Annotated in this window: 20 protein-coding genes; 11 read left to right on the forward strand and 9 right to left on the reverse strand. The window is 68.8% G+C overall.

Annotated elements, in window-relative coordinates:
• Positions 1–205: 205 nt before the first annotated feature.
• The gene (locus ACOQPQ_RS06035) at positions 206–3,250 is read left to right on the forward strand and encodes a SpoIID/LytB domain-containing protein (protein WP_420638541.1); all 3,045 of its coding nucleotides are present in this window, start codon (positions 206–208) and stop codon (positions 3,248–3,250) included.
• Positions 3,251–3,291: 41 nt separating this feature from the next.
• Here ACOQPQ_RS06035 and rfbD read toward each other — a convergent pair whose 3' ends face one another.
• The 6 genes from rfbD to ACOQPQ_RS06065 all read right to left on the reverse strand — a co-directional run bounded on the left by rfbD (position 3,292) and on the right by ACOQPQ_RS06065 (position 9,258).
• Positions 3,292–4,137, reverse strand: a complete 846-nt coding sequence (gene rfbD / locus ACOQPQ_RS06040) for a dTDP-4-dehydrorhamnose reductase (protein WP_420638542.1) — start codon at positions 4,135–4,137, stop codon at positions 3,292–3,294.
• Positions 4,137–5,114, reverse strand: coding sequence for a dTDP-glucose 4,6-dehydratase (gene rfbB / locus ACOQPQ_RS06045; protein ID WP_420638543.1), 978 nt, complete (start codon positions 5,112–5,114; stop codon positions 4,137–4,139). Before rfbB ends, rfbD begins: the two co-directional genes overlap by 1 nt.
• A 35-nt stretch (positions 5,115–5,149) precedes the next feature.
• On the reverse strand, positions 5,150–5,716 hold the full coding sequence (locus ACOQPQ_RS06050; RefSeq protein ID WP_420638544.1) for a dTDP-4-dehydrorhamnose 3,5-epimerase family protein: 567 nt from the start codon (positions 5,714–5,716) through the stop codon (positions 5,150–5,152).
• 3 nt (positions 5,717–5,719) lie between these two features.
• Positions 5,720–6,823 carry a glucose-1-phosphate thymidylyltransferase gene (locus tag ACOQPQ_RS06055; protein ID WP_420638545.1) on the reverse strand — a complete coding sequence of 368 codons (1,104 nt, stop codon included), beginning with the start codon at positions 6,821–6,823 and terminating at the stop codon, positions 5,720–5,722.
• A 132-nt stretch (positions 6,824–6,955) separates the two neighbouring features.
• Positions 6,956–8,857 (reverse strand): hypothetical protein, encoded by a 1,902-nt coding sequence (locus ACOQPQ_RS06060; RefSeq protein ID WP_420638546.1) that lies wholly within the window; start codon positions 8,855–8,857, stop codon positions 6,956–6,958.
• Positions 8,854–9,258 carry a hypothetical protein gene (locus ACOQPQ_RS06065; RefSeq protein WP_420638547.1) on the reverse strand — a complete coding sequence of 135 codons (405 nt, stop codon included), beginning with the start codon at positions 9,256–9,258 and terminating at the stop codon, positions 8,854–8,856. The genes ACOQPQ_RS06060 and ACOQPQ_RS06065 overlap by 4 nt, the downstream gene beginning before the upstream one ends.
• A gap of 172 nt (positions 9,259–9,430) precedes the next feature.
• On the opposite strand from ACOQPQ_RS06065, the gene ACOQPQ_RS06070 reads away from it, so the two are divergent.
• From ACOQPQ_RS06070 to ACOQPQ_RS06080, 3 genes are read left to right on the forward strand one after another with little or no spacing between them, the layout of a single operon-like run.
• A complete protein-coding gene (locus ACOQPQ_RS06070; RefSeq protein ID WP_420638548.1) occupies positions 9,431–10,837 on the forward strand; it encodes a hypothetical protein in 1,407 nt (468 codons plus the stop codon).
• Positions 10,838–10,889: 52 nt separating this feature from the next.
• Positions 10,890–11,594 (forward strand): glycosyltransferase family 2 protein, encoded by a 705-nt coding sequence (locus tag ACOQPQ_RS06075; RefSeq protein WP_420638549.1) that lies wholly within the window; start codon positions 10,890–10,892, stop codon positions 11,592–11,594.
• A 43-nt stretch (positions 11,595–11,637) separates the two neighbouring features.
• On the forward strand, positions 11,638–12,015 hold the full coding sequence (locus tag ACOQPQ_RS06080) for a DUF2304 domain-containing protein (RefSeq protein WP_420638550.1): 378 nt from the start codon (positions 11,638–11,640) through the stop codon (positions 12,013–12,015).
• Here ACOQPQ_RS06080 and moeB read toward each other — a convergent pair.
• Entirely contained in the window at positions 12,012–13,175 is a 1,164-nt protein-coding gene (gene moeB / locus ACOQPQ_RS06085; RefSeq protein ID WP_420640364.1) for a molybdopterin-synthase adenylyltransferase MoeB, read from the reverse strand. The genes ACOQPQ_RS06080 and moeB overlap by 4 nt on opposite strands.
• A 149-nt stretch (positions 13,176–13,324) precedes the next feature.
• Positions 13,325–14,098 (reverse strand): SIR2 family NAD-dependent protein deacylase, encoded by a 774-nt coding sequence (locus ACOQPQ_RS06090; RefSeq protein WP_420638551.1) that lies wholly within the window; start codon positions 14,096–14,098, stop codon positions 13,325–13,327.
• A 154-nt stretch (positions 14,099–14,252) separates the two neighbouring features.
• On the opposite strand from ACOQPQ_RS06090, the gene ACOQPQ_RS06095 reads away from it, so the two are divergent.
• The 7 genes from ACOQPQ_RS06095 to ACOQPQ_RS06125 all read left to right on the forward strand — a co-directional run bounded on the left by ACOQPQ_RS06095 (position 14,253) and on the right by ACOQPQ_RS06125 (position 24,193).
• A complete protein-coding gene (locus ACOQPQ_RS06095; protein ID WP_420638552.1) occupies positions 14,253–14,669 on the forward strand; it encodes a hypothetical protein in 417 nt (138 codons plus the stop codon).
• 578 nt (positions 14,670–15,247) lie between these two features.
• On the forward strand, positions 15,248–16,528 hold the full coding sequence (locus ACOQPQ_RS06100; RefSeq protein WP_420638553.1) for a DUF222 domain-containing protein: 1,281 nt from the start codon (positions 15,248–15,250) through the stop codon (positions 16,526–16,528).
• A gap of 526 nt (positions 16,529–17,054) precedes the next feature.
• Positions 17,055–18,491: a DNA polymerase Y family protein gene (locus tag ACOQPQ_RS06105; RefSeq protein WP_420638554.1), complete on the forward strand. Its 1,437-nt coding sequence runs from the start codon at positions 17,055–17,057 to the stop codon at positions 18,489–18,491.
• Positions 18,470–21,634 (forward strand): DNA polymerase III subunit alpha, encoded by a 3,165-nt coding sequence (locus ACOQPQ_RS06110; protein WP_420638555.1) that lies wholly within the window; start codon positions 18,470–18,472, stop codon positions 21,632–21,634. Before ACOQPQ_RS06105 ends, ACOQPQ_RS06110 begins: the two co-directional genes overlap by 22 nt.
• A 55-nt stretch (positions 21,635–21,689) precedes the next feature.
• Positions 21,690–22,388, forward strand: coding sequence for an SOS response-associated peptidase (locus ACOQPQ_RS06115; RefSeq protein WP_420638556.1), 699 nt, complete (start codon positions 21,690–21,692; stop codon positions 22,386–22,388).
• A gap of 43 nt (positions 22,389–22,431) precedes the next feature.
• On the forward strand, positions 22,432–23,643 hold the full coding sequence (locus ACOQPQ_RS06120) for a DUF1214 domain-containing protein (RefSeq protein WP_420638557.1): 1,212 nt from the start codon (positions 22,432–22,434) through the stop codon (positions 23,641–23,643).
• A 46-nt stretch (positions 23,644–23,689) separates the two neighbouring features.
• A complete protein-coding gene (locus tag ACOQPQ_RS06125) occupies positions 23,690–24,193 on the forward strand; it encodes a MauE/DoxX family redox-associated membrane protein (RefSeq protein WP_420638558.1) in 504 nt (167 codons plus the stop codon).
• Here the strand turns inward: ACOQPQ_RS06125 and ACOQPQ_RS06130 are convergent.
• Positions 24,165–25,625 (reverse strand): leucyl aminopeptidase, encoded by a 1,461-nt coding sequence (locus ACOQPQ_RS06130; protein ID WP_420638559.1) that lies wholly within the window; start codon positions 25,623–25,625, stop codon positions 24,165–24,167. The two genes, ACOQPQ_RS06125 and ACOQPQ_RS06130, sit on opposite strands and share 29 nt — an antisense overlap.
• Positions 25,626–25,647: the final 22 nt, after the last annotated feature.

A 25,647-nucleotide genomic window follows, 5' to 3' on the forward strand; every position in this document is an offset into this window, starting at 1 on the left:
TCGACACCCTACCCGTGCGCCCCTGTTTCCCATTCACCCAGGGCAGCAGCCCCAGCGGCCATGACGCGACCGGTTTGGCAGGGGCTACTTGATGGACCACTGCGGGGCTGGGAGAATGTCACTGCGGGCGGCCAACCGTTTTGGACGTTTTATGCATTGGCAGCGGTTGGCGATGGTGAACCGCCCTCGCCTTCTTCCCACGACCGTGGCGCTATCGGCCGCGCTGGCCGTCACCGCCGCGCTCCTCGCCGTCCCCGCCGCCGCGCAGGACAGCACCCCCTCCTCGGTGTCGGTGGTGGACCCCGCCGCCTCGGTCACCTTCACCGGTAGCGGTTGGGGCCACGGGGTGGGCATGGGCCAGTGGGGCGCCCGGGCCCGATCCGACGCCGGGCACAGCGCCGAGGAGATCCTGGCCTTCTACTACCAAGGCACCCGGTTGGTGGAGAACTACGGCCACGCCGAGCCAACCCCCGATCCGACACCCACGACCCCAACTGCGCCGGCTTCGCTGCCGGCGGGCACCCCCACCACCCGGGCGGACGACGCCCGGGTGCGGCTGGCCACCGCCCAGACCACCACGCTCACCCCCGACGGCATGAACCGCATCAGCATCGACAACCAGAACATCCCGGTGGGCGGCCAGGACGCGGCCCGGGCCCCGGCGGGCACCCCCATCACCTTCACCCGCGACGCCACCGGCTGGCACATCACCTACGGCGGCACCGACATCTGCCCCGAGGGGTGCGCCGGACAAACCGCCCAGCTCCATTTCGCCACCGACACCGCGGTGGCCGTGTCCACCACCGGACGCTCCTACTCCCACGGCCGCATCAACCTCATCGCCGTGGACGGAGAACCGGACCGATTCCACATCACCCTGGACTCGTTGACGGTGGAGAAGTTCCTCGATGATCCCGCCGTCGAGCCGGTCGTTGCCGGCCCCGCCCCCACCGATCCCGGCCCTGCCCCCACCGATCCCGGAGACGTGGCCGTGGTGCTGGCCGCCGCCGGGGCCACCACGCTGACCCCCGAAGGCCTCAACCGGGTGTCCATTGACGACGCCGACATCTCCTACCGGGGTCAAAGCCCGGTCCGGGCTCCCCACGGCACCCCCATCACCGTCGCCCGGGTGGAGGGCCGGTGGCGCATCGCCTTCGCGGGCAACGACGTGTGCGGCAACGGCTGTGCGGGAGATACCGCCCAGATCCACTTCGGCACCGACACTGCGGTGGCCGTGTCCACCACCGGACGCTCCTACTCCCACGGACGCATCAACCTCATCGCCGTTCCCGGAGATCCCGGTCGGTTCCTGATCGTCCTCGACTCGCTGACCATCGCCAAGTTCTTCGGCGATCCTCACAGCGCCCTTTCCGCCCTGCCCGCCGACGATCCCGCCACCACCCCGGTGGAGGTGACCCAACCGACCACCGGCACCACCAACCCCGAGGACACCATCCGCATCCACCTGAGCACCACCTCCAGCACCACGCTCACCCCACCGGGGATCCACCGCATCACCGTGGACGGCCAAGGTGACATCCAGGTGGGGGCGGGCACCCCGGTGACGATCACCAACCACGCGGGCCACTGGCACATCGTGGCCAACGGGGTCGACCGCTGCGGCACCGGCTGTGTGGGCCGAACCGCCCAACTCCACTTCGCCACCGGCACGTCGGTGAGCGTTTCCAACACCGGACGCTCCTACTCCCACGGGCGCATCAACCTGGTTCCCGCCGGGGGTGAGCCCGGCCAGTTCTACGTCATCCTCGACTCGCTGTCGATGGAGAACTACCTGCGGGGCATCGCCGAGACGCCGATGAACTGGGGCCTGGCCGTCCACGAGGCCCAGGCCATCGCCGCCCGCAGTTACGCCACCGCCACCCTCCGGGAACGGCGGGCCTCCAGCTCCTGGAACCGGCCGTTCGACCTGTACTCCAACGTGTGGGACCAGGCCTTCGTGGGCGACACCCGGGAACGCCACCCCGACGCCGCCACCTGGCTCCGGGCGGTGGAGAACACCGCGGGCCAAGTGCTCTACCACAACGGGGCCGCCATTCGGGCCTTCTACTCGGCCTCCAACGGGGGCTACACCGAGCGCAGCGGGTACGTGTTCGCCACCGATCTTCCCTATCTGATGGCCCTGCCCGACCCCTTCGACGCCCAGAGCCCCAATCCCTACCGCTCCTGGACCCGCACCTACTCCGTGGCCGACCTCAACCAGTGGTTGAACGACCACGCCGACACCGCCGTGGGCCGCCTCATCAGCATGGAGGTAGTGGGTGGCGTGGGGCAATCGGGCCGCCTGGACAAAGCCCAGATCGAGATCACCGGCACCACGCGCACGGTCACCGTGAGCGGTAGTCGGCTCCAGAGCCGAATCAACACCGCCGCTCGCGAAAGCGGGAACGACGCTCTGCTGTCCACCCGGTTCACCTTCGACGTGCCCCCGGCCACCGTGGCCGTCGGCAGCCCTCCACCCACCGACCCCACCGACCCCGACGACCCCGACGACACCACGCCTCCCACCGAGGTCGTCCCCGCCGACCAGACGTTCTACTCCGGGGTTATCGACGGTCCCGACTTCTGCTTGAACCACAGCCTCGGCGGGCCGGTCACCCATGCCTTCGACAGCGACGGCGACGGGGTGGCCGACTTGTGCTCGCTGCCCCGCACCCGACGGGAGGCGGTGGCCCACCAGCGGACACTGGAGGAACTGGCCCTGGTGAAGCAGGACATCTTCATCGCTCGTTTCGCCGAAGAATGCCGGTCGGTGGCCGACTCCTTCGGCGAACCCGAACGGGAAGCGGTGGACGAATGCCAGCAGTACCGGGACCTTCCCACCAGTACACCCGCCGAGGTGACCTCTCCGTCGGGATCGACCGACGAAGGCCAGGAACCGGCGACCGTCCGGGAACCGGACCAATACGCCGAGGACGATCCTGCGTTCTACTCCGGCACCATCAACAGTCCGGACTTCTGCTTGAACCACAGCCTCGGCGGGGCCATCACTTTTGCCTTCGACAGCGACGGCGACGGGGTGGCCGACATCTGCGCCCTACCCCGCACCCGCCGGGCCGCGGTGGCCCGCCAACGGGCGCTGGATCACATGTCCGAGGCCTCCGAGGAACTGGAGATGCTCTACGAGGCCCTGTTCCTATTGAATTGCCTCAACGGACCGTCGACGCTGGGAGAACCCGAACAAGAGGCCGTCGACGCCTGCCAACCCCACATCGCCTCGGCCATGGCTTGAGGCGAGCCACCCCGTGAGCCTGCGTCGGCTGGGCCCGATGCTCAGCCCGAGAAGTCGGCCACCAGGCGCCGGAGCGCTTCCCGATAGTCACCGGGCTGCTCGAGCCCGGCCAAGGCAAGGGCTCGGTTCTCCAGCACGGAATTGAACGGGCGAACCGCGGGCCGCGGTGGATCCAAATCGGCGGTGGTGATGGGCTGCACCCGGTCGGGGTCACCGCCTGCGGCACGGAGAATCTCCCGGGCGAACTCATTGCGGGTGGCAGCCCCCTGGTTGGTCACGTGGTAGAGCCCCGGCCGGCGGTCGGCGCACAGTTTCTCGATCACCACCGCCACATCGGCGGCGAACGACGGCGATCCCCGCTGGTCGTCCACGAACCGCAACGGGCCGGCCTCGCCGGCCAGCCGCAGCACGGTGCGCACCATGTTGGGGCCGTGGCGACCACACAGCCACGAGGTCCGCACCACCGTGGCCGCCTCGCCGGCCTCCTGTTCACCGGCCAGCTTGCTGGCCCCGTACACCGACCGGGGATCGGGCCGATCCCACTCGTGGTAGGGCTCGGCCTGGTCACCGGAAAACACGTAGTCGGTGGACACGTGGCACAGGTGGGCGTCGAACCGACGGGAGGCCTCGGCCAGGTGGCGCACCGCCAGCGCGTTGGTGCGGTAGGCACCGTCGGCGTCGGATTCGCACCCGTCCACGTCGGTGAAGGCGGCGCCGTTCACCACCACGTCGGGTCGGATGGCCCCCACCGCCCCCAGCACGTGGTCGCGCCGCCCCACGTCGAGGGTGTCGCGGGGGGCGGCGGTCACCTCGTGGCCCAGAGCCGTCAACCGGTCCACCACCTCACGCCCGAGCTGACCGGCGGCCCCGGTGACCAGCACCCGCATCAGCTTGATTCCTTGGCCATCACGGCCTGCTTGATGGGCTCCCACCACCAGCGGTTGTCCCGGTACCACGCCACGGTGGCCGCCAGGGCCTCGTCCAGATCCTCTCGGGGCATCCACCCCAGGGAGGTGATCTTGGCGGCGTCCACCGAGTAGCGCCGGTCGTGGCCCAATCGATCGGCCACCGGCTGGATGAACGACTGGTCTCGCCCGCACAGGGCCAACAGGCGGTCGGTCAGTTCCCGGTTGGTCAGCTCCCGGCCCCCGGCGATGTTGTAGATCTCCCCCGGACGGCCTCGGCGCAACACCAAGTCGATGGCTGCGCAGTTGTCGCGCACATGGCACCAGTCCCGCACGTTCAGACCGTCGCCGTACAACGGCACGGTCAACCCGTCCAGCAGGTTGGTGGTGAACCGGGGGATGAGCTTTTCGGGGTGCTGGTAGGGGCCGTAGTTGTTGGACGAGCGGGTCACCATCACCGGCAGGTCGAAGGTCGCCCGGTAGGCCAGGGCGATCAAGTCCGATCCGGCCTTGGTGGCCGAATAGGGGGACCGGGGGGCCAGCCGGTCGGCCTCGGTGAACGATCCCTCCGAAATCGAGCCGTACACCTCATCGGTGGACACGTGGACCATCTTGTCCACCTGGAGTTGGCGGGCGACGTCGCACACCACGTTGGTGCCGTCGCAGTTGGTGCGGACGAAGGCGTCGGGGCCGACGATGGACCGGTCCACGTGGCTCTCGGCGGCGAAGTGGACCACCGCGTCACAACCCTCCATGGCGGCGGTCACCCCGGCCAGGTCGCAGACGTCGCCCCGGATGAATACCAGCCGGGGGTCGTCGTCCAGATCCTGCAGGCTCTCCCGGTGGCCGGCGTAGGTCAACGCGTCGTACACCACTACGTGGTCGTCGGTGTGGCCCAGCACCCAGCGCACGTAGTTGGAGCCCACGAACCCGGCCCCGCCGGTCACCAGGAGCCTCATGCCACTCGCAGGGTCATGCCACCGGGAGGCTCACGTCACCCCACGGCGCCGAATCGGGGGCGCAGATGGTCGGGGATGGCCGAGCGGCGGGGTAGCGACTGATCCCGGGCCGACAAGACCGGGGTGTCCACCCCCCAGTCGGCGCCGATCTCGGGGTCGTCCCACGCCACCCCCAGCTCGTCTTCGGGGTTGTAATAGCCGTCCACCAGGTAGGTGATGGTCATGTCGGACAGGGCGGCGAAGCCGTGGGCCACCCCCGCGGGGATGTACACCCCCCGGTGGTGGTTCACGCCGTCGGGCTCGGTGCCCAGCGGCAGCGTCACCGTGCGCCCGTCGGTGGGCGAGCCCACCCGCAGGTCGTGGAGCACCACCCGGGCCTGCCCCACCGGTACGTACCAGTAGTCGGCCTGATGGCGGTGGTAGTGCAAACCCACCACCGAACCGGCCCGGCGGTCGCCCCGATTGGCCTGCACCATCTCCCGGACTCCTGGGATCCACTCGCGGCGGTAGGTCTCCACGAACAGGCCCCGTTCGTCGCCGTGGACGTCGGGGGTCACGATGAACACCCCCGAGATCGACTCGCACGGGCTGACGGCAGCCACGGGCTATCCCAACTCCAGATGGGAGTGGTCCCCCAGCATGAGCCGCAGGCCCCGGCGCAGGTCGGGCGATCGGGACACCTGTACCTGCTGGCCGACCAACGAATCGGTGATCCGACCCACCCCGTCGATGCGGCTGTGGTCCAACACCACCGAGTGGTCCAGTTCGGCGTCGGTGATGGCACAGCCTTTGCCGATGGAGGTGTAGGGGCCGATGAAGGCGTTCTCGATGCGGGTGTCCTCCCCGATCACCACCGGGCCCCGCACGGTGGAGTTGACGATCTTGGCCCCCGGCGAAACCACCACCCGCCCTTCAACCTTGGAGGCGCCGTCCACCCCCCCGTCCACCCGGCGGACGATGGTGTCGAGCACCAGGCGATTGCATTCCAGCAGGGGGTCCTTCTTGCCGGTGTCGATCCACCAACCGTCCAGGAGCTGGTGGCTCACGTGATGGCCACCATGGATCAGCCAGGCCAGGGCGTCGGTGATCTCCAGCTCGCCCCGATCCGACGGCTCGATGGCCCGCACCGCGTCGTGGATGACCGAATCGAACAAGTACACCCCCACCAGCGCCAGGTTGGACGGGGGCTGCGCGGGCTTCTCCACCAGGTTCACCACCCGGCCGTCGGGGCCGATTTCGGCCACGCCGAACGACGACGGGTTCTCCACCGGGGCCAGCAGAATCTGGGCCCGACACGGCCCGGCGTCGGATCCGTCCAGCAGGCTGGGGCGTTGGCGGCGGGCCTCGAAACGCTCCACGAACTCGGCCAGGCCCTGCTCCAGCATGTTGTCGCCCAGGTACATCACGAAACAGTCGTCGCCCAGAAAGTCCCGGGCGATGAGCACGCAGTGGGCCAGCCCCAGGGGCGCCTCTTGGTGGATGTAGGTGATCTGCACCCCGAAGCGGGCGCCGTCGCCCACCGCCTCCTGGATTTCCCCCGCAGTGTCGCCCACCACGATGGCCACCTCGGTGATGCCCGCGGCGGCCATGTCCTCGATGCCGTAGAACAGCACCGGTTTGTTGGCAATGGGAACCAGTTGCTTGGCCCGGGTGTGGGTGAGCGGACGCAGCCGAGTGCCCGCACCCCCCGAGAGAATCAAGCCCTTCATCCGCTGGCCAGTGTAGGACCCGACCGACGGATCCGGTTACACCGGGTGCCGGTGGCTTTTCCCGACGGGGCCCCCTCAGGGGCCGGCCTCAGGGCCCAGCTCGACAGGAGGCCCTCGCCACTCCCTCTTCGTTCAGGGCCCAGCTCGACAGGAGGCCCTCGCCACTCCCTCTTCGTTCCAGCCGTCGGCGTTGCCCGCCTGCACGAACAACTCGGCGCTTTCCCCGGCTCGGAAGTGGTCGACCACCTTGGTCCGTCGGGTCTGTAACAGCCAGGGATACCCCAGATCGGTCTGCACCCGGTAGCGGGTGGCGCCGGGCACCTGGTTCCAGAGGAACGTGATCCGGGTTGCGGTCGCCGTGCAGGAGACGTCGATGTCGCCTCCGGGGGCGGTTCGACAGGTTCCGATGCCCGTGGGGCCGAGTTCTTCGCCCCGGTCGTTCACTGCTCGCACTTGCATTGTCACGTCGGTGTCGGGTGGGAGGTCCCGGCCGGTGAACGACGTGGCCGAGTACTCCTCCCACAACCAGCCGTCCCGGCTCACCCGGTAGGCGTCGGCGCCCGACACCTCGTTCCACCGCCAGGTCGCCGACGTCGACGTGGTGGAGCACCACACCCCCATGGTGGTCTCGTCGTCGGGCGGCTGGGCGACGGCCGGCGAGGTGTCGGAGACCAGCACGCCGTGGAGCATCACCGCCCCAGTGGCCACCGCCAGCGCCCCCACCAGGATGGGAGCCGGCACGTGACGGCGGAACACCGGGGCCACCGCCACCGCGGCCAACGGCACGATGGCCAACCCGTACCGGCCCGGAGCCAACGCGTCGCGCGACAGCGTCCAGTAGTTGGTCAACATCACCAACAGGCCCATGCCCACCATGGCGGCGAACACCCCGCCCACCAGGGCCCGATGAGCCGACTTGGCCGCGGCGAAGGCCACCGCCGCCCCCAACAGCACCAGCAGCCCGATGTCGGCCATTGCCCCCAAAGGCACCAGGGCGCCTCGGGGGAGGACATCGGGGATCCACTGGTCACGAAACGGCGTGACCACCGCTCGGATTTGCTCGTCCAGCGATTCCCAGCGGAAGGAGTCGAAGCGTTCCGAGAGATACAGGGGCAGGTTGTGCTCTTCGTCCAGCTTGCGGGCGTTCTGCCACCCCCGCCAGGCCGCTACCACGGCCAACGCAGCCCCGACCGACGTCCCGGCCACCTTCAGCCGCTCCCCCACCCGATCCCGCTTCTGCCACACCCGCACCCCCAAGTAGATCGCCACCACGGCCACGGCGGCCGAGTTGGTCATCCGCAAGGCCACGGCCACCGCCGAGGCCGCCGGTAGCATCCACCACGGCCACCGGCCCGCCTCCCATTTCAGGAGCGCCACCGCCACCAGGGCCCCCCCGAGCAGTCCGGTGGCGTCGGGGTTCACGAACGCCGAGGCATGAATCACCATGGGCGACACCCCGAGTAGCCCGACCACCGCCATGCGACCCCCGAGGCCCACCCCAGCCAAGCCCAGCGCGTACCACACCGCCGCCAAGCCGGCGGCCAGCCACGCAACCCCGACCAGGCGATACGCCACCAGCGAACTCTCCACCCCGGGAAGGCCGCCCACCGCCTCGCCGATCAATCCGGTGGCGGTGTAGTAGACCGGGGTGTGCAGGTAGGCGGAGTTGTAGCCGAGCGAATGCGAGCGGGCGGGATCGGGTTGGGGGTCCCCGCAAGGCGGCAGATTGGAACTGCCCGGCCCCCAGTCGGGGATGTCGACCCCCCGGCAGGCGAATACCCCCATGGCCTCCGCCCCGTACTGCTCGCCGATCCGCACCCCCGCCGACGGTGCCTTCAGCGCGTAGTCGAAGTGCTGCAGTTCGTCCACCCGAGAGAAGTGAGGATGATCCTTCCCCTGCAACACGGTGATGGCCACCGCCACCACGACCACCACCATCAGGCCAACCGCGCCCGCCCCCCGCTTCGAGGCCAGAGCGGCCCACACCCGGCGAGCCCGGTTGCTCGTCCTGGGCAGCCCTACGACGCCGCTCATCGATCCGGGCAGCCGTTGGGCACGAGCTGGGTCTCCACGTTGAACCGGCACCGATAGTCGTTCAGCAATGCCTCCTGGGCAAGAACCAGCTCGTCGCGGGCGGCAAGTTCCTCCCGCGTGGGATCCTCCGGCGCGGGCTCACCCATCGGCGCCACGGTCGGCGGGGGGGCACCAACGGGCCGGCCGTCGACGCAGCCCCCGGGCACGGTGTGGGTGTCGAAGTCGAACTGACAGCGGAAGCGGAACAGTTGCTGCTCTTGCGCGGCGATCAGCGCATCACGGGCGGCGACGTCGTGGGCGGTCATGATCTCCCGGCGAAACGTCAGGTTGTCGGGCACCTCCGGCCCGCACCCCGCCATCAGCCCCAGAAGCACGGCCCACCCGGTGAGGATCACCGTCACGCGGACCCGCGGTGCAGGCGCCGTCCCCTCGGCAATCCGTCCGGACCGGGTACCCCCTTTCACCCCCAGCAACCTACCGCGCCGATGGCGGGGGTCCGTGGTGGGCCGACCTCGCCAGGAGCGCCCCATTTCGAGCAGGACAAGAGCGCTCGTTTCTGCGACACTCCACGAGATGTCTGCGGGGAATCGGGACCGTCTGGCGTTGCTGACGGTGCTGGTGGCGGTGGCCGTGCTGGTGGGGCTGCACGTGCGGGACCACCCGGCCCTGTCCCACATCGATGAGCTGCAGCACATGGACTACACCCTCAAGTCGCCGTTTCACGTGCCCCGCCATGGCGACGTGATCGGTCCCCAGGCCATGCAGGAGGCGGCCTGCCGGGGAATCGATTATCCGTTGCGGCTGTCCATCGATGCCCTGAACGACTACCTGCACCTCACGGGGGCCCGGGGGGTGGCCACCATCGGCCCCGAGAGCGTCCGCCGGGTGGAGTTGCCCGACTGCCGGTCGCTGCTGATGACGCCCGACCAGTTTCCCAACTCGGGGCTGAACACCGCCTCACCCCATCCGCCCGTCTACGCCACCACCACCGCCCTGGGAGGCGCGGTCATTGAGGTGGTCCCTGAGGTGGGCAGCCCGGTCACCGGGGCCCGGCTGATGGGCATCGTGTGGCTCGGGGCCGCCGCCGTGGTGCTGTGGTACGTGCTGGGCAGCCTGGGGGCGTCGATCTGGGCCAAGGCCCTACTGCTCGGGCTGTTGGTGGTGTCCCCTCGGGTGCTGCACGAGTCGTCCATCATCAACCCCGATACCACCGCCCTGCTCGGCGGGGCGCTGGTGCTGGCCGCCGCGGTGCGCTGGGACCGGCAGCGGGCCCCCGGATGGCTGCTGCCCATGGCCGCCCTGGTGGCGGTGTGGCTGAAGTTCACCAACTCGATGGCGGTGGGCGCGGCGGTGATTTATCTGGCCATCCGGGCCTGGCAACGCCGAGGCACCCCGGATGACCCGGATCGGAGGGAAGGCCCGCGCGTCACCCGCCTGGTGGCCGTCGCTGGGGTTGCTGTGGTGCTGACGGTGGGCTCCATCGTCGCCTGGTCGGCCGTACAGGACGCTCGCGGGCTGATCCCTGCCGAGCAGTTGCCCACCAACGCCATCTACCGGGTGGACAGCTTCCAGTGGAACAACTTGGGCGACGAGCTGACGGCCGCGGTCAGCCCGCTGCGGGATCCGTTCGTCCCCGACACCCTGCCTCGCAACTGGTTGGAACCCCTGGGTGACGCGCTGAACCTGCTGGTGCTCGCCGGACTGGGGGCGGTGGCCGTGTTTGCCGCCCGGGGGTCGACGCACCGGGCCCTGGCCGGGGCCACGGCCATCGCCATGGTGGCCACCGGGGTGGTGACCATGGTGGCCAGCTACGTGACCATGAGCGTCTACTTCGACACCAATCCCCGCTACGGGCTGTCGCTGTTGCCCTTTGCCGTGGCCGCGATGGTGCCGGTGATCGGCCACCGCCCCATCCGTTGGGGCGTGACCGCCGTGGTGCTGGCCACCGCCGGGGCCACCCTGGCCGGTGTGGCTGCCTAGCCTTGGATTGACCACATTCGGTCGCGTGGCTGCCTCGTCCTAGTCTTTCCCTGTGTCCGTCCCCCGGCTGATCGCCGTCATTCCGGCCTACAACGAGGCCGACACCGTGGGCTCGGTCATCGCCGAGGTGCAGCGGGCCAATTCAGGAGAGGTGGAAGTGGTGGTGGTGGACGACGGATCGTTCGACGCCACCTCGGGCGTGGCCGCCGGGGCCGGGGCCACCGTGCTGCGCCTCCCGGTCAACATGGGTTACGGCGCCGCCCTGCGGCTGGGGTTCCGCTACGCCGCCGGCCGCCCGTGGGACCACGCCGTGGTGCTGGATGCCGACGGCCAGCACATCGCCGCCGAGTTCCCGGCCCTACTGGCAGCCATCGACGGCGGTGCCGATTTGGTGCTGGGCAGCCGATTCCACCCCGGCTGCTCCCAGACTTACCCGGTGTCGCCAACCCGGCGGTTGGCCATGCGCCTGGCCGCCGTGGTGCTGCGCCACCGCCGCGGGGTGTTCCTCACCGATCCCACGTCGGGTTTCTGGGCCTTGTCCAGGCCCTGCGTGGAGCTGTTCTCCCGGCAACTCCCCGCCGGCTACCTCGACAACCTGCTCGGCCTGTCGATCGCCGCCCGGGCCGGGCTGGCCATCGCCGAGGTGCCGGTGACCATGGCCCCCCGCCAAGGAGGCCAGCCCACCGCCAAGGGCGCGGCGCTGGCCTTCCACTACGTCAGAACGCTGCTGGCGGTCCTGATCGGAGGTCGTTCATGAGCCTTGTTGCCCTGTCGCACGCCAATCCGATGGCAACCGGATCATGAGCCTTACTGCCCGGGTGGTGTCGGCCCTGTTGGCCGCGTTGGTGGTGGTCATCATCCTCACCCTGCAGCGTCGGGGCGGGCTGGGATCGAAGTACGGCCTGCTGTGGGCCACCACCTCGGGGCTGATGCTGGTGTTGGCCGCCGTCCCCGACGTGGCCGACACCGTGGGGGGCTGGCTGGGCGTCGACTACACCCCGTCACTGGTGTTCATGGCCGCTTTGGGCTTCGTGCTCATCGTGTTGGTGCACTATTCCGGTGAACTCAGCCGCTCCGAGCAGCGCATCCAGGTCCTCATGGAAGAGGTCGCCCTCCTCCGCCGCCAACTGGAAGAACAGGATGGTGAGGCTGAGGGCGAGACCGCAGCCGGGGGCTAACCCACGGGGGCGGGGGCGCAGAGACCGTCGAGTTCCACCACCTGGATCTTGTCGCGGTTCTCCCAGGTGATGGGCTGGTCGGGATCGGGCCGCAGCTTGTACTCCCGGAACGACATCTCGCTGGCGTCGAAGGCCAAGAGCCGCCCGACCAGGGTGTCGCCGTGGCCCAGGATCAGCTTGATGGCCTCCAGAGCCTGGATCGACCCCACGATGCCGGGCAGCACGCCCAGCACGCCGGCCTCGGCGCAACTGGGAGCCAACTCGGCGGGGGGCGGCTCGGGGATCATGTCCCGGTAGGTGGGACCGTTGCGGGGGTCGAACACCGTGACCTGGCCCTCGAACCGGAAGATCGACCCGTGGACCACAGGGATACCCAGCTTCACCGAGGCGTCGTTGAGCATGTAACGCACCGGGAAGTTGTCGGCCCCGTCCACGATCACGTCGTAGTCGGCGATGATGTTCAAGATGTTGTCGGCCCCGAGCCGCACGTCGTAGGTCACCACGTTCACATCGGGGTTCAGGGCGTTGAGCGTCTTCTTGGCCGAGTCCACCTTGCGCTCGCCCACCCGGTCCAGGTTGTGGAGGATCTGGCGCTGGAGGTTGGAGGCGTCCACCACGTCCATGTCCACGATGCCCACGGTGCCCACCCCGGCAGCGGCCAGGTACAGGGCGGCGGGAGAGCCCAGCCCGCCCGCACCCAGGCACAGCACCTTGGCGTTCAGCAGTTTGAGCTGGCCCTCAGTGCCCACCTCCGGCAGCAGCAGGTGGCGGTGGTAGCGGTTGCGTTGCTCGGGGGTGAGCGACGACGGCAGGGCCCAGGGGCGGCCCTCGTCCTTCCAGCGGTTGAAGCCGCCGTCCATGGAGATCGGCTGGGCGTAGCCCATCTCCTGCAGCGTCACGGCGGCGAAGGCCGAGCGAACGCCGCCGGCGCACATCACCACCACCGGGGCGCCCTTGTCGGGCAACCGGTTCTCCACGTTGGGCTCCAGGTTGCCCCGGGGGATGAGGACCGATCCCGGTACCACCCCCTGCTCGAACTCGTCGGGCTCGCGCACGTCGAGCAGCACCGCACCCTGGTCCAGCAGGGCCTGGGCCCCGGCCGGGTCGGTTTCTCGGATCTTGGACTTGGCTTCTCTCAGCAGGTCTCGGAACGTGGGCATAGCGGTGTGTACCTCGGTCGGGCCGGACATCGGGTCAAACGGACATCAATCCCCATAAATCCTACTGAATTAGTCCGATTTGGCCAACCTCTATTCGCACCGGTGGCCCGCACCGGTCAGAGGGCAAGGCCCATCCGGGGCCGCACCGGTCAGGAGGCGACGATCACCGGCAGCGCGTCGCTGATGGAGGCGGGCAGCACAACCGTGGCCATCCCGTCGAACGGCGTGGGGTCGGCGTTGACGATCACCAGCCGGGCCCCGGCCTGGTGGGCGATGGGCACCACGTTGGCGATGGGATACACGGTGAGGGTGGAGCCCACCGCCAACAGGAGGTCACACTCCTGGGCGGCCTGCTCCGACCGGGCCAGATCCTCCATCACCAGGTTCTGCCCGAAGGAGATGGTGGCCGACTTCAAGATGCCTCCGCAGATCAAGCACGGGGGGTCGGCCTCCCCGGCCCGCACCCGCTCCAGGGCGCTCGCCATGGGGTTGAGATCCCCGCAGGTCAGGCAGCGGACCTTGGAGGTGGTGCCGTGGATTTCCACCAGCCGCTCCTCCGAGGTGCCCGCCGCCCGGTGCAGGCCGTCCACGTTCTGGGTGATGAGGGTGTGCAGCTTGCCCTGGCGCTCCAGCTCCACCAGGGCCCGGTGACCGGGGTTGGGACTCTTGCCCTCCCACATCGACCCCTCGGCCAGTCGCTGCCAGTTCCGCTTGCGCAGTTCGGGGTCGGCCACGTACGACGACAGAGTGGCCGTCTTCTCCGCTTCGGGGTTCTTGGTCCACAGCCCCTCCGGCCCCCGGAAGTCGGGGATCCCACTGTCGGTGGAGATGCCCGCCCCGGTGAGCACCACCACCCGCTCGGCCTCCTGCACCAGCGTGCGGGCACGGTGCAGTTCGTCACCCAATTCAGAAATCGGTTGCATCGGTCCTCCCCTCTCTCTGTTCGGCTATCTCTATCCGCCCTACCTCGATCCGCCCCATACGGCCCTTGACAGCACGCTATGGAAATAGGCAATATGCATTGAAAGCTTCCTCCTCACCTCGGGCCGGTCCTTATCCGGCAGAAACGATTGTCTCATGGCAACACCCTTCACCCACGGTTCCCTGTGGATCGAACCCTGGCGCGACCTGATCACCGAGGAACACGGATACGACCCCCGGTCCAGGTACGTGGAGCAGTTCTGGCTCGGGGTCGTCGGTCCCACGGCGGCGTGGCTGTTGCGTTTCGTGGCCCAGGAGTTCGACAACTCGCCCGACGGGTTCGAACTGGCGATGACCCCGGTTTCCCTGCAGTTGGGCATCAGCCCCAAGCCGGGGGCCCGGGGCGGGCTCGAACGCGCCCTGCACCGGCTGGTCATGTTCCGCCTGGCCGCGGAGGGCCACGCCGGCTACGCCATCCGGCGACGCCTCCCCCCACTCAACTCGTCCCAGCTCCGCCGCCTACCCGAACACCTCCAGCGAGCCCACTCCTCCCACTACAAGCCCGCCGCCTGACCAGTGCCGCCGGCCGATCCCATTCCCATCAGCCCGATGTAGATGCGACCTCTGCCCAACGCCGCCGCGATTCCGACGGAGCTACCGCAGCATCCTCGGCAAGGCCGGCTTCTACCTGGGCGAGAACCTCAGGATTCCGTAGCAGTGCCGCTTCATGGGCCGTCATGACCACCGCTGGCGTCACTGTCTCAATGGGGTCCACTGATGCATCCATGTCCACAGGCCCCACCGTAGCGTGCCGTCGAGTCTCCCGGACCGCGACAACCAGGATCTCATCGTGGTCTAGACCGACCCTACGGCGAGCACCGTACGACACCGCCGCCGGTAGAAGCTCCCGGTGTGGGGCACGACGGTCCATTGAGCCGGTGATAGCTGGCTCATCCTGTGGTTGGACTTACTATTTCTGCTCTATAGACAATCTGAAGGAACACACCAGGGCAGACATCTAGAGCGGTGCAGATAGTGACACACTCATGGCAAGAAGACTTCTGCCAGTTGATTCACAATTGCCACAAGAATCTTGCCTTTTTCCCTAATTCTGGGGGGTTGTTGTCACCGGGGTTGGTATACTTGCATGTATGAAGCTTGATACTTCCAACAGCACAACTGCTGACTCGCCGGGCGGGGTGCGGGATGCGGTGGTGGCGATGGTTGCCGAGTTCGAGTTGCAGGATTATTCGGAGTTGGATGCCTCTGGGGTGATCAAGAGGGTGTTGGAAACCGACACGGTCCGCCGCCAGATCGAAGCGCACCTGGCCGGGTTGTTGGTCCGGTTGGGTGAACTCGCCGGCGACGAAACCGTGGAAGCGGTCTGCCAGCAGTTCGGTTTGGCTTCCCGCAAGGCCAAGCGTCAGGCCAAGACAGCCAAGGGGTTGCGGGCACTGCCGGATGTGTTGGATGCCGCCAAGGATGGGTTCATCACCATGGACCACGCCGAGTTGATCGCCGCCTCCCATGAACGCGCCCCCCTACGTGATGGGGACGGGTACGAGTTGGTCAAGTTGGCCCTGACCCAGTCGTTCGACCAGTTCCGCCGGTCGTTGGCAACCATGGAGAACCAACGCATGGCCGCCGATGGGATGACCCGCACCGAACGCCAACACGCCCGCCGCAATGCCAAGGTGTTCGACGGGGACAACGACATGGTCATCGTCCACGCCGAACTCGACGCCATCGCAGGCCAACGCGTCAAAACCGCCCTATCGGCCATGAACACCCGGCTGCTCCACCACGACAGCAAGACCGGTCAGGAACGGTCGTTCCAGCAACGCAACGCGGATGCCCTCGTCGCCCTCATCACCCAACAACCGGCAGGCAACCGCCCCGAAACCGACGGTGAGGCTTCCAACGGCACCGATTGCGGGCCTACCCCGCAGAAGACGACGTTGGTGGTCACCGCCGAATGGGATCCCATCCACGGGGTGCTCCAAGACGCCGAACTCATCGACGGGACCCCCATCGACATCGAAGAACTCCGCCGCCTGGCCTGTGACGCCGACATCATCCCGGCCATCTTCGGCACCGACGGCCAGCCCCTCTACCTCGGCCGCACCCAACGAGCCCCCAACCAAGCCCAACGCCTCGCCCTGTACGCGAGGGACCAGGCCTGCGTCGACTGCGGCCTCGCCGCCCAAGCCTGCGACATCCACCACATCCTCCCCTGGGAACACGGCGGCCCCACCAACATCGACAACCTCGTCCTCCTCTGCCCCACCTGCCACCGCAAAACCCACCGCCACCACCACCCCACCGGGCACCCCAAGGGGCACCGGCGCAAAATCCCGCAGCGAACTCCGACCCCGGACCCCCCTCCCGCTCCTGCTTCCCGAGCCGACAAGGGATTGCCCCTCGTCTGCTGACCCAAGCTGAACCCGTCTCGCTCCAACCCCCGAATCAAGAATCAGGCTCACACCCTGTATCCGCGCCCGATGGCCTGAAGTGCGATTCCAGGCCCGCCACCGCGCGGTTCCACTGACCGCCACCGCGCGAGACCCAAAGACCGTTGACACCGGGATCCCTGAATGACCTTGCCGGCGAACAAGGCCCCCCGCCCCCACCCCCACACGTAGAGGGTCCAGCCCCGGGATCCCTGAATGACCTTGCCGGCGAACAAGGCCCCCGCCTCCACCCCCACACGTAGAGGGTCCAGCCCCGGGATCCCCGAATGTCCTTGCCGGCGAACAAGGCCCCCGCCTCCACCCCCACACGTAGAGGGTCCGGCCCCCGGGATCCCTGAATGACCTTGCTGGGGCCTGCCCTGCTGGGCGTGTCCGGTCGAAACTGTCACCCTCGTCAATAGGGTTTTTTCTGTGCTCTTGAGATGCTCTGGGGCCTCGTGCCCCATCCCCGCTCGCAACAGTTGAGTGGCCGGTGAGAGTCGCCTGCGTGCTGGTCACGCACCTGCGGGCCAAGGTGGAGATGAGGCGACATCGCCGTCTCCGCGACCACCCCGTGCTGCTCGTGGACGGCGCGTCGCCGGGTTCGGGGACGTTCGTCGTCGACTGCTTCCCCGCGGCCTGCGGTGTGAGCAGCGGCATGACCTTGGAGGAGGCGCTGACCCGCCATGGCGACGCGGTCGCGCTGGATGCCGACGAGCCTCACTATCGCCGGGTCTTCGATGGCGTGCTGGTGGCCCTGCGAGGCGTCAGCTACTGCGTGGAGCGGGCCGATCTCGGCGTTGCCTACGCCCGGGTGGACGGGCTGGAGGGGCTGTACGGCAGTGAGTCGGCGGCTGTTGGCGCGCTTGGGCACACGGTGCCCGCCGATCTGCAGCCCCGCGTCGGGGTGGCTGATGCCAAGTTCCCCGCCTTCGTCGCCGCCCGGGCCCGTCCCACGCCGGGCGCCCACGCGGTCACCGGCGACGTGGTCACCTTCTTGGCCCCCCACACCATCGACCTGCTTCCCCTCCCGGCCGCCACCAGGATCGAGATGCACCGCTTGGGCCTGCACACCATGGGCGCGGTGGCCGACTTGGGCCGCCACGTGCTCACCGACCGTTTCGGGGTCGACGGGGCGCGGGCGTGGTCGTTGTGCCACGGCGTCGACGACACCCCCGTGGTGCCCTTCACCGTCGAAGAGCCGGTGACGGAGCGCATCTCGTTGTCCGCTCATTGCGCCTCTGTCGAGGCACTGGTGGTGGCGGTGGACACCCTGTTACGTCGGGTCTTCGCCCGACCGGAGGTGGAGGGGAAGAACGCCGGAGGGCTACACCTGCTCGCCACGGCGCCGGGCCGGCCCGTCTGGGAGATCTGCGCCCACTTCAAGCAGCCGGTCGGCGCATGGGAGCAGGCGTCACCCATCGTCCGAAGCCGCCTGCAGGCCGACCCGCCCCGCCACCCCGTCGAAGAGGTGACGCTCACCCTCACCGACATCGCCCGGCGGTCGAACCGGCAGTTGGGGTTGTTGCCGGACGCCCGGACTGATCGGTTGCAACTCCTCATCGAGACCGACCGCAGGCTGCGCCCGCTGATGGGAGGCGGCCCCGCCCTGTACCGAATCGCCGATGTCGCACCCGGCCATCCGGTGCCGGAGATGCGCTTTCTCCAGACACCCATCGACCCCTCGGCCCCGGCCGTCCTGAGACCGTTGTCGACGCCGACACCGGTAGAGGTACGGGAGGACGCCGAGGGAGAGCCGCGGTCGTTGCGGTCGCAGCGACGCTGGGTGGACATTGCCCGCATCCACGACCGGTGGGCCATCGACTTGTGGTGGCTCCCCCGGCCGGTGACCCGCTCCTACTACCGGATCGATCCCGGCGACGGCAGTTTGATCACCCTGTTTCGAGACTGCCTCGAGCGCTGTTGGTATCGCCAGAGCGCCTGATGGCCGCCGGGGTGGAGCTTCGGGCCAAGAGCTTCTACTCCTTTGGAGAAGGGGCATCTCACTCTCACGAGCTGCTGGCCCGGGCCAACCAACTCGGCTATCGGGCCCTGGCCCTGACCGACACGAACCTGTGTGGCGCGCTCGAGTTCGCCCGACTCGCCAACAGCGTGGGGATCCAGCCCATCACCGGCGCAGAGCTGACGCTGACCGACGATTCCAAGCTGGCCCTGCTGGCGGCCACCCGGGCGGGGTACGCCAACATCTCGCGCCTGTTGACCATCGCCAATGCCGCCGACCGCAGGAATCCGAGGCTCGACCCCACCCATCTGCCCCACCACAGCGAGGGCGTGGTGCTGCTGACGGGCGGGCGCGACGGCCCGCTCTCCCGGTTGGCGGCCAACGACCGACCCGGCCAGGCCCATGACCTGCTGGCCCACTACCTCGACTGGTACGGGCCCGACTCGGTGTACGTCGAACTCCACCAGAACCTCCTGCCCGGCGACACCGACCGCAACCGAAAGCTGGCCGGGATCGCCCAAGAGGCCGCCGTCGCCACGGTGGCCACCAACGACGTCCACTACCACGTCCCCGACCGCTCCCGACTGCAGCACGCGCTCACCGCCGCCAAGCTGAACACCACCATCGACCAGGCCCTGCCGCACCTTCGCCCCAACCACCACCGGCACCTGAAGTCGCCGACCGAGATGGCCCGGCTCTTCCGTGAGTACCCGCACGCGGTCTCCAACACCCACCGCGTGGCGGCGCAGTGTTCTTTCGATCTCAGCACCGACCTCGGCTACGGCCTGCCCGACGCCACCGTTCCCGACGGTTGCCCGCCCCCGCAGTACCTGGAACGGCTCTGCCGGGAAGCGGCCATCCGGCGTTACGGAAGCGTCACGGGGGAGGTGGAGCGTCGCCTGGACGAGGAGTTCCGCCTGATCGAGCGCCTCGACTTGGCCGGCTTCTTGCTGCTCTACCGGGAGATCGCTCTTCTGGGGCGCCGCATCATGGTGGAACGGGGCCTGGTCAGGCCCGAAGCACCGATGGAGGACAGGCCACCCGGCCGGGGGCGCGGCTCGTCGGTGGCCCTGCTCGTGGGATTCCTCATCGGCATCAGCCATGTCGATCCTCTGCGCTGGAACCTCACCCTGGAGCGCTTCATCTCCGAGGACATGACCCTGCTGCCCGACATCGACCTCGACTTCCCCCGGGGGCTGCGAGACGAGTTGATCGAGCGGATACACCACCACTTCGGCCCGGAGCACGCCGTGCTGGCCGGCGCGGTCACCACCTACAAGGTCAAGGGCATCATCGCGGACGTGGGCAAAGCCCTGGGGCTCCCCCGAGAGCACCTCGGCGCGTTGTCGAAGCGATTGCACTCCCACCATGCCGCCGACCTTCGGGACGAAATGGCGCAGTGGCCCGAGTTCCGCGACAAGGTGGACGCGCCCCGTTGGCGGGACCTGATCGATCTCGCCCCGCAATTGATGGGTGCCCCCCGAGGACTCAGCCAACACGTGGGCGGCATGGTGCTCAGCAGTTCGCCCATCCCGGACATGGTCCCCGTACGGGCCGGAGCCACCGACGGCCGCTACATCATGGACTGGGACAAGGACAGCGTGGCCGACGCCAAATTCGCCAAGATAGACATCCTCTCGCTGCCCGTGCTCGACCAGATCGAGGAGGCCCTCGACCTCGTGGAGGAACGGGAAGGCCGGCGACCCGACCTGGCCGGCATCGATCCCGAGGATCCCGGTGTCTACGACATGATCAACGCGGGCCTCTGCAAAGGGGTCTTCCTGCTCCAGTCCCCCGCGCAGTTGAAGATGGCCCAGCGGTTGAAGTCCCGCTGCCTGCTCGACCTCGCCTACCAGGTCGCCCTCATACGCCCCGGCGTGGGCATCCAGGGCAGCGCCGTCTCCCAGTTCGTCGAGCGCTACCGCCACGGGGCCGACTGGGCCTACGACCACCCGCTGGAAAAACGCTCCCTCGAACGGGGCTACGGCGTCATCATCTGGCAGGAGCAGGTGGTCCAGCTCATCCAGGACGTGGCCAACATGACCGCGGCCGAGGCCGACGAGGTGCGCCGCGCCTTCGCCCGTCCCCACCACGACCAACTGATCGCCCGGCACTGGGAGAGGTTCGCCGAGGGGGCGGCGCAAAACAGCGTCCCGGAGGAGACGGCCAAACAGATCTTCTCCAAGATCAACGGCCACTACATGTTCCCGGAATCCCACTCCCACGCCTTCGCCGTGACCGCGTACCAGGCGGCATGGCTGAAGCACCACTGGCCGCTGGAGTTCTTCGTCGCTCTCATGAACAACCAGCCGATGGGCTTCTACCCGATGGAAACGCTGAAACAAGACGCTCGGCGCTTCGGCGTGGCCGTGCTGAACCCGTGCGTCAACCGGAGCCCGGCCATGTGCTCGCCCGAGGGCAACTCACTACGACTCGGCCTTTCGTTCATCAAGGACGTCGGGGCGGCTTCGGCCCGGCTCATCGTGGAGGAACGGCAGCGACACGGCCCCTACGCCACCGCCGGTGATCTGGTGCGCCGCACCGGGCTGAAGCACCAGGCAGTGCTGTCGCTGGTGCAGGCCGGAGCGTTCGACGCCGTTGCCGCCAACCGGCGGGAAGCCCTGTGGGAGTCAGGGCTGCAGACCCGGCCGGCCCGTCGGGGCCACCACGCCCTGTCGCTGTCGACCGAGGACCGCGTGCCTGCCCTGGACGACTTCACCGAACGGGAGAAGATGATGGGCGAGTACCGCACCATGGGCATCTACCCCCAAGGCCACCTCATGGAGTTCGTCAGGGCGGACCTCGACTCCGGCGTGCTGACCGCCGCCGACGTGAACCGGCGTCGAGAAGGCGACCTCGTCACGGTGGCCGGCTGGCCGGTGGCCAGACAGCACCCCCGCGGCCGCCACGGCACGGTCTTCGTCACCATCGAGGACGAGACCGGCGACGCCGCCATCATCGTCTCTTCCGACCTGTTCGCCCGACGCCGCCGGGAACTGTCCAACCAGGTCGTGATGATCACCGGGCGCGTGTCCACCTGGGACGGAACGGTGAACGTGGTCGCCACCGAGGTGCGCAACATCCCCTCCGACGTGGTCATGCCGCCGTCACACGATTGGCACTGAGGCCGAACCGAAGGATTACCCGGACGCCCCCGCACAGACTCATAATGGGCCCGACATGTGTGGCCGCTACAGCCTGACCGCCTCCCTGGAGGAACTCGCCCGCCGGTTCGACTTCGAACACGGTCCTGAGGATTTCCGATCCCGATACAACGTGGCCCCCACCCAGCAGGTCCTGACCATCGTGGGCGGAACCCCTCGCCGAGCAGGCTTCATGCGCTGGGGACTGGTCCCCCCGTGGGCCAAGACCAGCTCCCAGAACCGCCCCATCATCAACGCCCGGGCCGAAACGGTGGCCGAAAAGCCCACCTTCCGCCACTCGTTTCGACAGCGGCGCTGCCTGGTCGTGGCCGACGGGTTCTACGAGTGGCAGAAGACCGGCAGCGCCAAGCGCCCCATGCGGGTGGTCATGCGCACCGGAGAACCCTTCGCCTTCGCCGGAATCTGGGCGACCGGCGACGGGCCCGACGGCGAACCCGTCTCCTCGTGCGCCATCATCACCACCACCGCCAACGGCGTGCTCGAGCCGATCCACCACCGGATGCCGGTCATCCTGCCCGAGGAGCTGGAGGCCCTCTGGTTGGACACCGCCCTCGACGACCCGGCCGCGTTGACCCAACTCCTCGAGCCCTACCCCGACGACAACCTGGAGGCCTACGAGGTGTCGCGCCTGGTCAACTCCGCCTCCAACGACACGCCCGAGGTGACCACCCCCCTCACCCACCTTCCCTCCCCACCGGAACCCCCCGCGCCGTAACTCTCCGGTCGCAATTGGCGGCGGGGGCCACTAGACAGTGGGCGTGGATAAAGACCAGGTGCAAGACCAGGAACAGAATCTCCGAGCGTCCTGGAACCAGTTGTGCGATTCCCTGAAGGGGTCGGTTGACTACATCTTCGACCCCGGGCTGGGGATCGGGCCCTCCGAGCAGGCCGAGGGGCTCCGCCACCACCTGCGGATGCTGTACTGGGCCATCGACCGGGCCGTGGAGAACAACGACCCCGACCGGCCCGAGCTGGGATGGGTGTACCCCTCCAAGATCGGCCAGGACAACCCCGACGGCCTCTACATGTCGGCCCCGGTCGACCTGAACCGCACCTACCGGCTCACCGGCCGCATCGACGCCCTGCGCTACCTGGGCATCACCCTGATGGACCTGCGCTTCGGCCGGGGCCGCATCGAGCAACTGCTCAACGTGGGCACCCCCGACCTGATTGACGTCGGCGACGGCCGCTTCGACATGATCATCAGCCCCGACGCCAACCCCGGCGACCACCCCGGCAACTGGTACCAGGTGCCGCCCCGTCAGTGCCGGCTGTTCGTGCGCCAGTTCTTCTCCGACTGGACGACCGAGAACCACGCCGAGTTGTACCTTGATTGCCTCGACCCCTCCGGGCCGCCCACCAGACTCGACCCGGTGGTCACCGCCGCCCGGATCGAGGACTTGGCCGACGAGATGAGCACGGTGCCCAAGTTCTGGACCGACTTCGCCCTGGCCCAGCGCAACAGCGGACAGATCAACTCCTTTGCTCACGTCCCCGCCCGCCAGGTGGACGAATCCGGTCTCGGCGGCAGCGACCAGCAGTCCTACGGTCAGTGCTGGTACGAGGTGGGCGACGACCAGGCCCTGCTGTTCGAGGTCACCCCGCCGAATTGCCTCTACTGGAACATCCAGGTGGGCGACACCTGGTATCAGAGCCTCGACTACGTGAATCAGCCCACCACCCTGAACGACTCCCAGGCCCACATCGACCCCGACGGGGTGCTGCGGGTGGTGATCTCCCACCGGGATCCCGGCATACAGAACTGGATTGCGCTGGGCGGCTGCCCCCAGGGGGCCATCACCTACCGCTGGAACAACGCCGAATCGGTGCCGGTGCCCACCCTGCGGCTCATGGACTGCTCCGATATCGACGCCTGCCTGCACCCCGACACCCCCCGGCTGAGCGCCGACGACCGGGCCGCGCTCAACGCCGAACGCCGACGCCACGCGTTGCGCCGATTCACGCGATGAGCGCGGTGGGAGTCCCTGACGCCCGCCCTGTTCCGTAACTGCGACCATGCTGGTGGTGGCCGCGGTCTATCTGGTGGGCGCCGTTCTGCTGGCCGGGGCGGGCGCGGCCAAAGCGGTCACCCCCGAACCGGCAGCCGCGGCCTGGGCCCGGATCGGACGCCCCCTACCGGCATGGTCCATGCGGCTGCTGGGGGTGGTGGAACTGGGCGTGGCCGTGGGCGCGGTGGTCGTGGGCGGCGTGGTGCCGGCCATCGCCCTGGCCGTGCTCTACGCCGAGTTCGCGGTGGTGGCCGCCGCCATGGTCCGGGCCGGGGCCGGGGAGCCCTGCGGCTGCTTCGGCCGAATCGACATGGCGGCCACCTGGCGCCACGTGGCCGCCAACGTGGGGGCCGCAATCGCCGGGGTGGTGGCCGCCGCCTGGCCGCTGGAGGCCGCCGACCAACTGTTCGACACCCGACGGTGGCTGCTGGCCCCGTTCGCCGTCGGTGTGCTCGCCGGGGCCTACGGCGTGTTCTGGTGGCTCAGGAGGCCGACGGCGGCTCGAAGTTGACCAGGGCGTCGAGCAGCATCCGCACCCCGAAGCCGGTGCCCCCCTTGGTGGTCTCGCCCTCCTCGGCGTCGGTGAACGCCGGACCGGCGATGTCCAGGTGGGCCCAGGCGATGCCCTCGGTCACGAAATTGGACAGGAACAGCCCGGCCGTCAGCGCCCCCCCGTGGGGTCCGCCGATGTTCTTCATGTCGGCCACCGACGAGTCGAGCTGGCCGCGGTAGTCGTCGGGCAGCGGCAGCGGCCACACCCGCTCCCCGGCCCGGTCGGCGGCCGCCACCAACTGGTCGATCCAGGCCTGGTTGTTGCCCATCAGACCGGCCACCTTGGGGCCGAGCGCCACCATGCACGCCCCGGTGAGGGTGGCCAGGTCCACCACCGCATCGGGCTGGGCCCGGCAGGCCAACGACAAGGCATCGGCCAGCACCAACCGCCCCTCGGCGTCGGTGTTGAGCACCTCCACCGTCTTGCCGTTGGCGATGGTCAACACGTCGCCGGGCCGGGTGGCGTCACCGCCGAGCATGTTGTCGGTCATCGGCACGTACCCGGTGACCTTCACCGGCGGGGCCACCGCGGCGATGGCGGCCATGGCCCCCAGCACGGCGGCGCCGCCGCTCATGTCGCACTTCATGGTCATCATGCCGGTGCCCGTCTTGATCGACAGACCCCCGGAATCGAAGGTCAAGCCCTTGCCCACCAGGGCCACCGATCCCCGACACTCGGCATCGTCGCCGGGGTGGTAGGTGACCTCCACGAAGCGGGGGGGCTGCTCCGACCCCCGGTTGACCCCGAGCAACCCGCCCAGCTCGGCGGACCGGATGCCGTCCAGGTCGAGCACCGTCACCGCCAGGCCCTCCCGCTCGGCCATCTCCACGGCGATCTCCGCGAACCGCGTGGGGGTGAGCGACCCGCCGGGCTCGTTCACCAGATCGCGGGCGAAGCAAACCGCCTCACCCACCCGGCGGCCCTGCTCCAGGGCGTCGGTCACCGCCTTGCCCCCCGGGCCGATGACCACCACGGTCTCCAGCAGGTTGGGCTTGTGCTCCGACTTGAACCGGCCGTAGGTGTAGGCCCCCATCACCAGCCCCTCGGCCAGGGCCCGCACGGCGTCGGCCCGTTCGACGGCATCGGGCACGGCGTCGGGCACCGCCACCGACAGGCGCCGCACCCGCTTGGCCGACCGGGCCAGCGAACCCGCCGCCTTGCGGATCACCGCGGTGGTCACCTTGTCGGCGGGCCCCAGCCCCACCACCGCCACCGGCCGGTCCGGCCCCGACACGATCTGCACCTGACCGGCCTTGGCCTCGAACCCCCGCCCCTCCAGCACGCCCCAGTCCAGATCCTCGGGACGCTCGGCGCCGTCACCCGAGCAAACCCCCACCGCGTGCAACTCGGTTCGGGCCGGGATCTTCCTGCCGGTTCGAAACGCGATCACCACAACTCCTCGGGTTGACGGG

It is taken from the genome of Candidatus Poriferisocius sp., assembly GCF_965219775.1.
Taxonomy (GTDB): domain Bacteria; phylum Actinomycetota; class Acidimicrobiia; order Acidimicrobiales; family Bin134; genus Poriferisocius.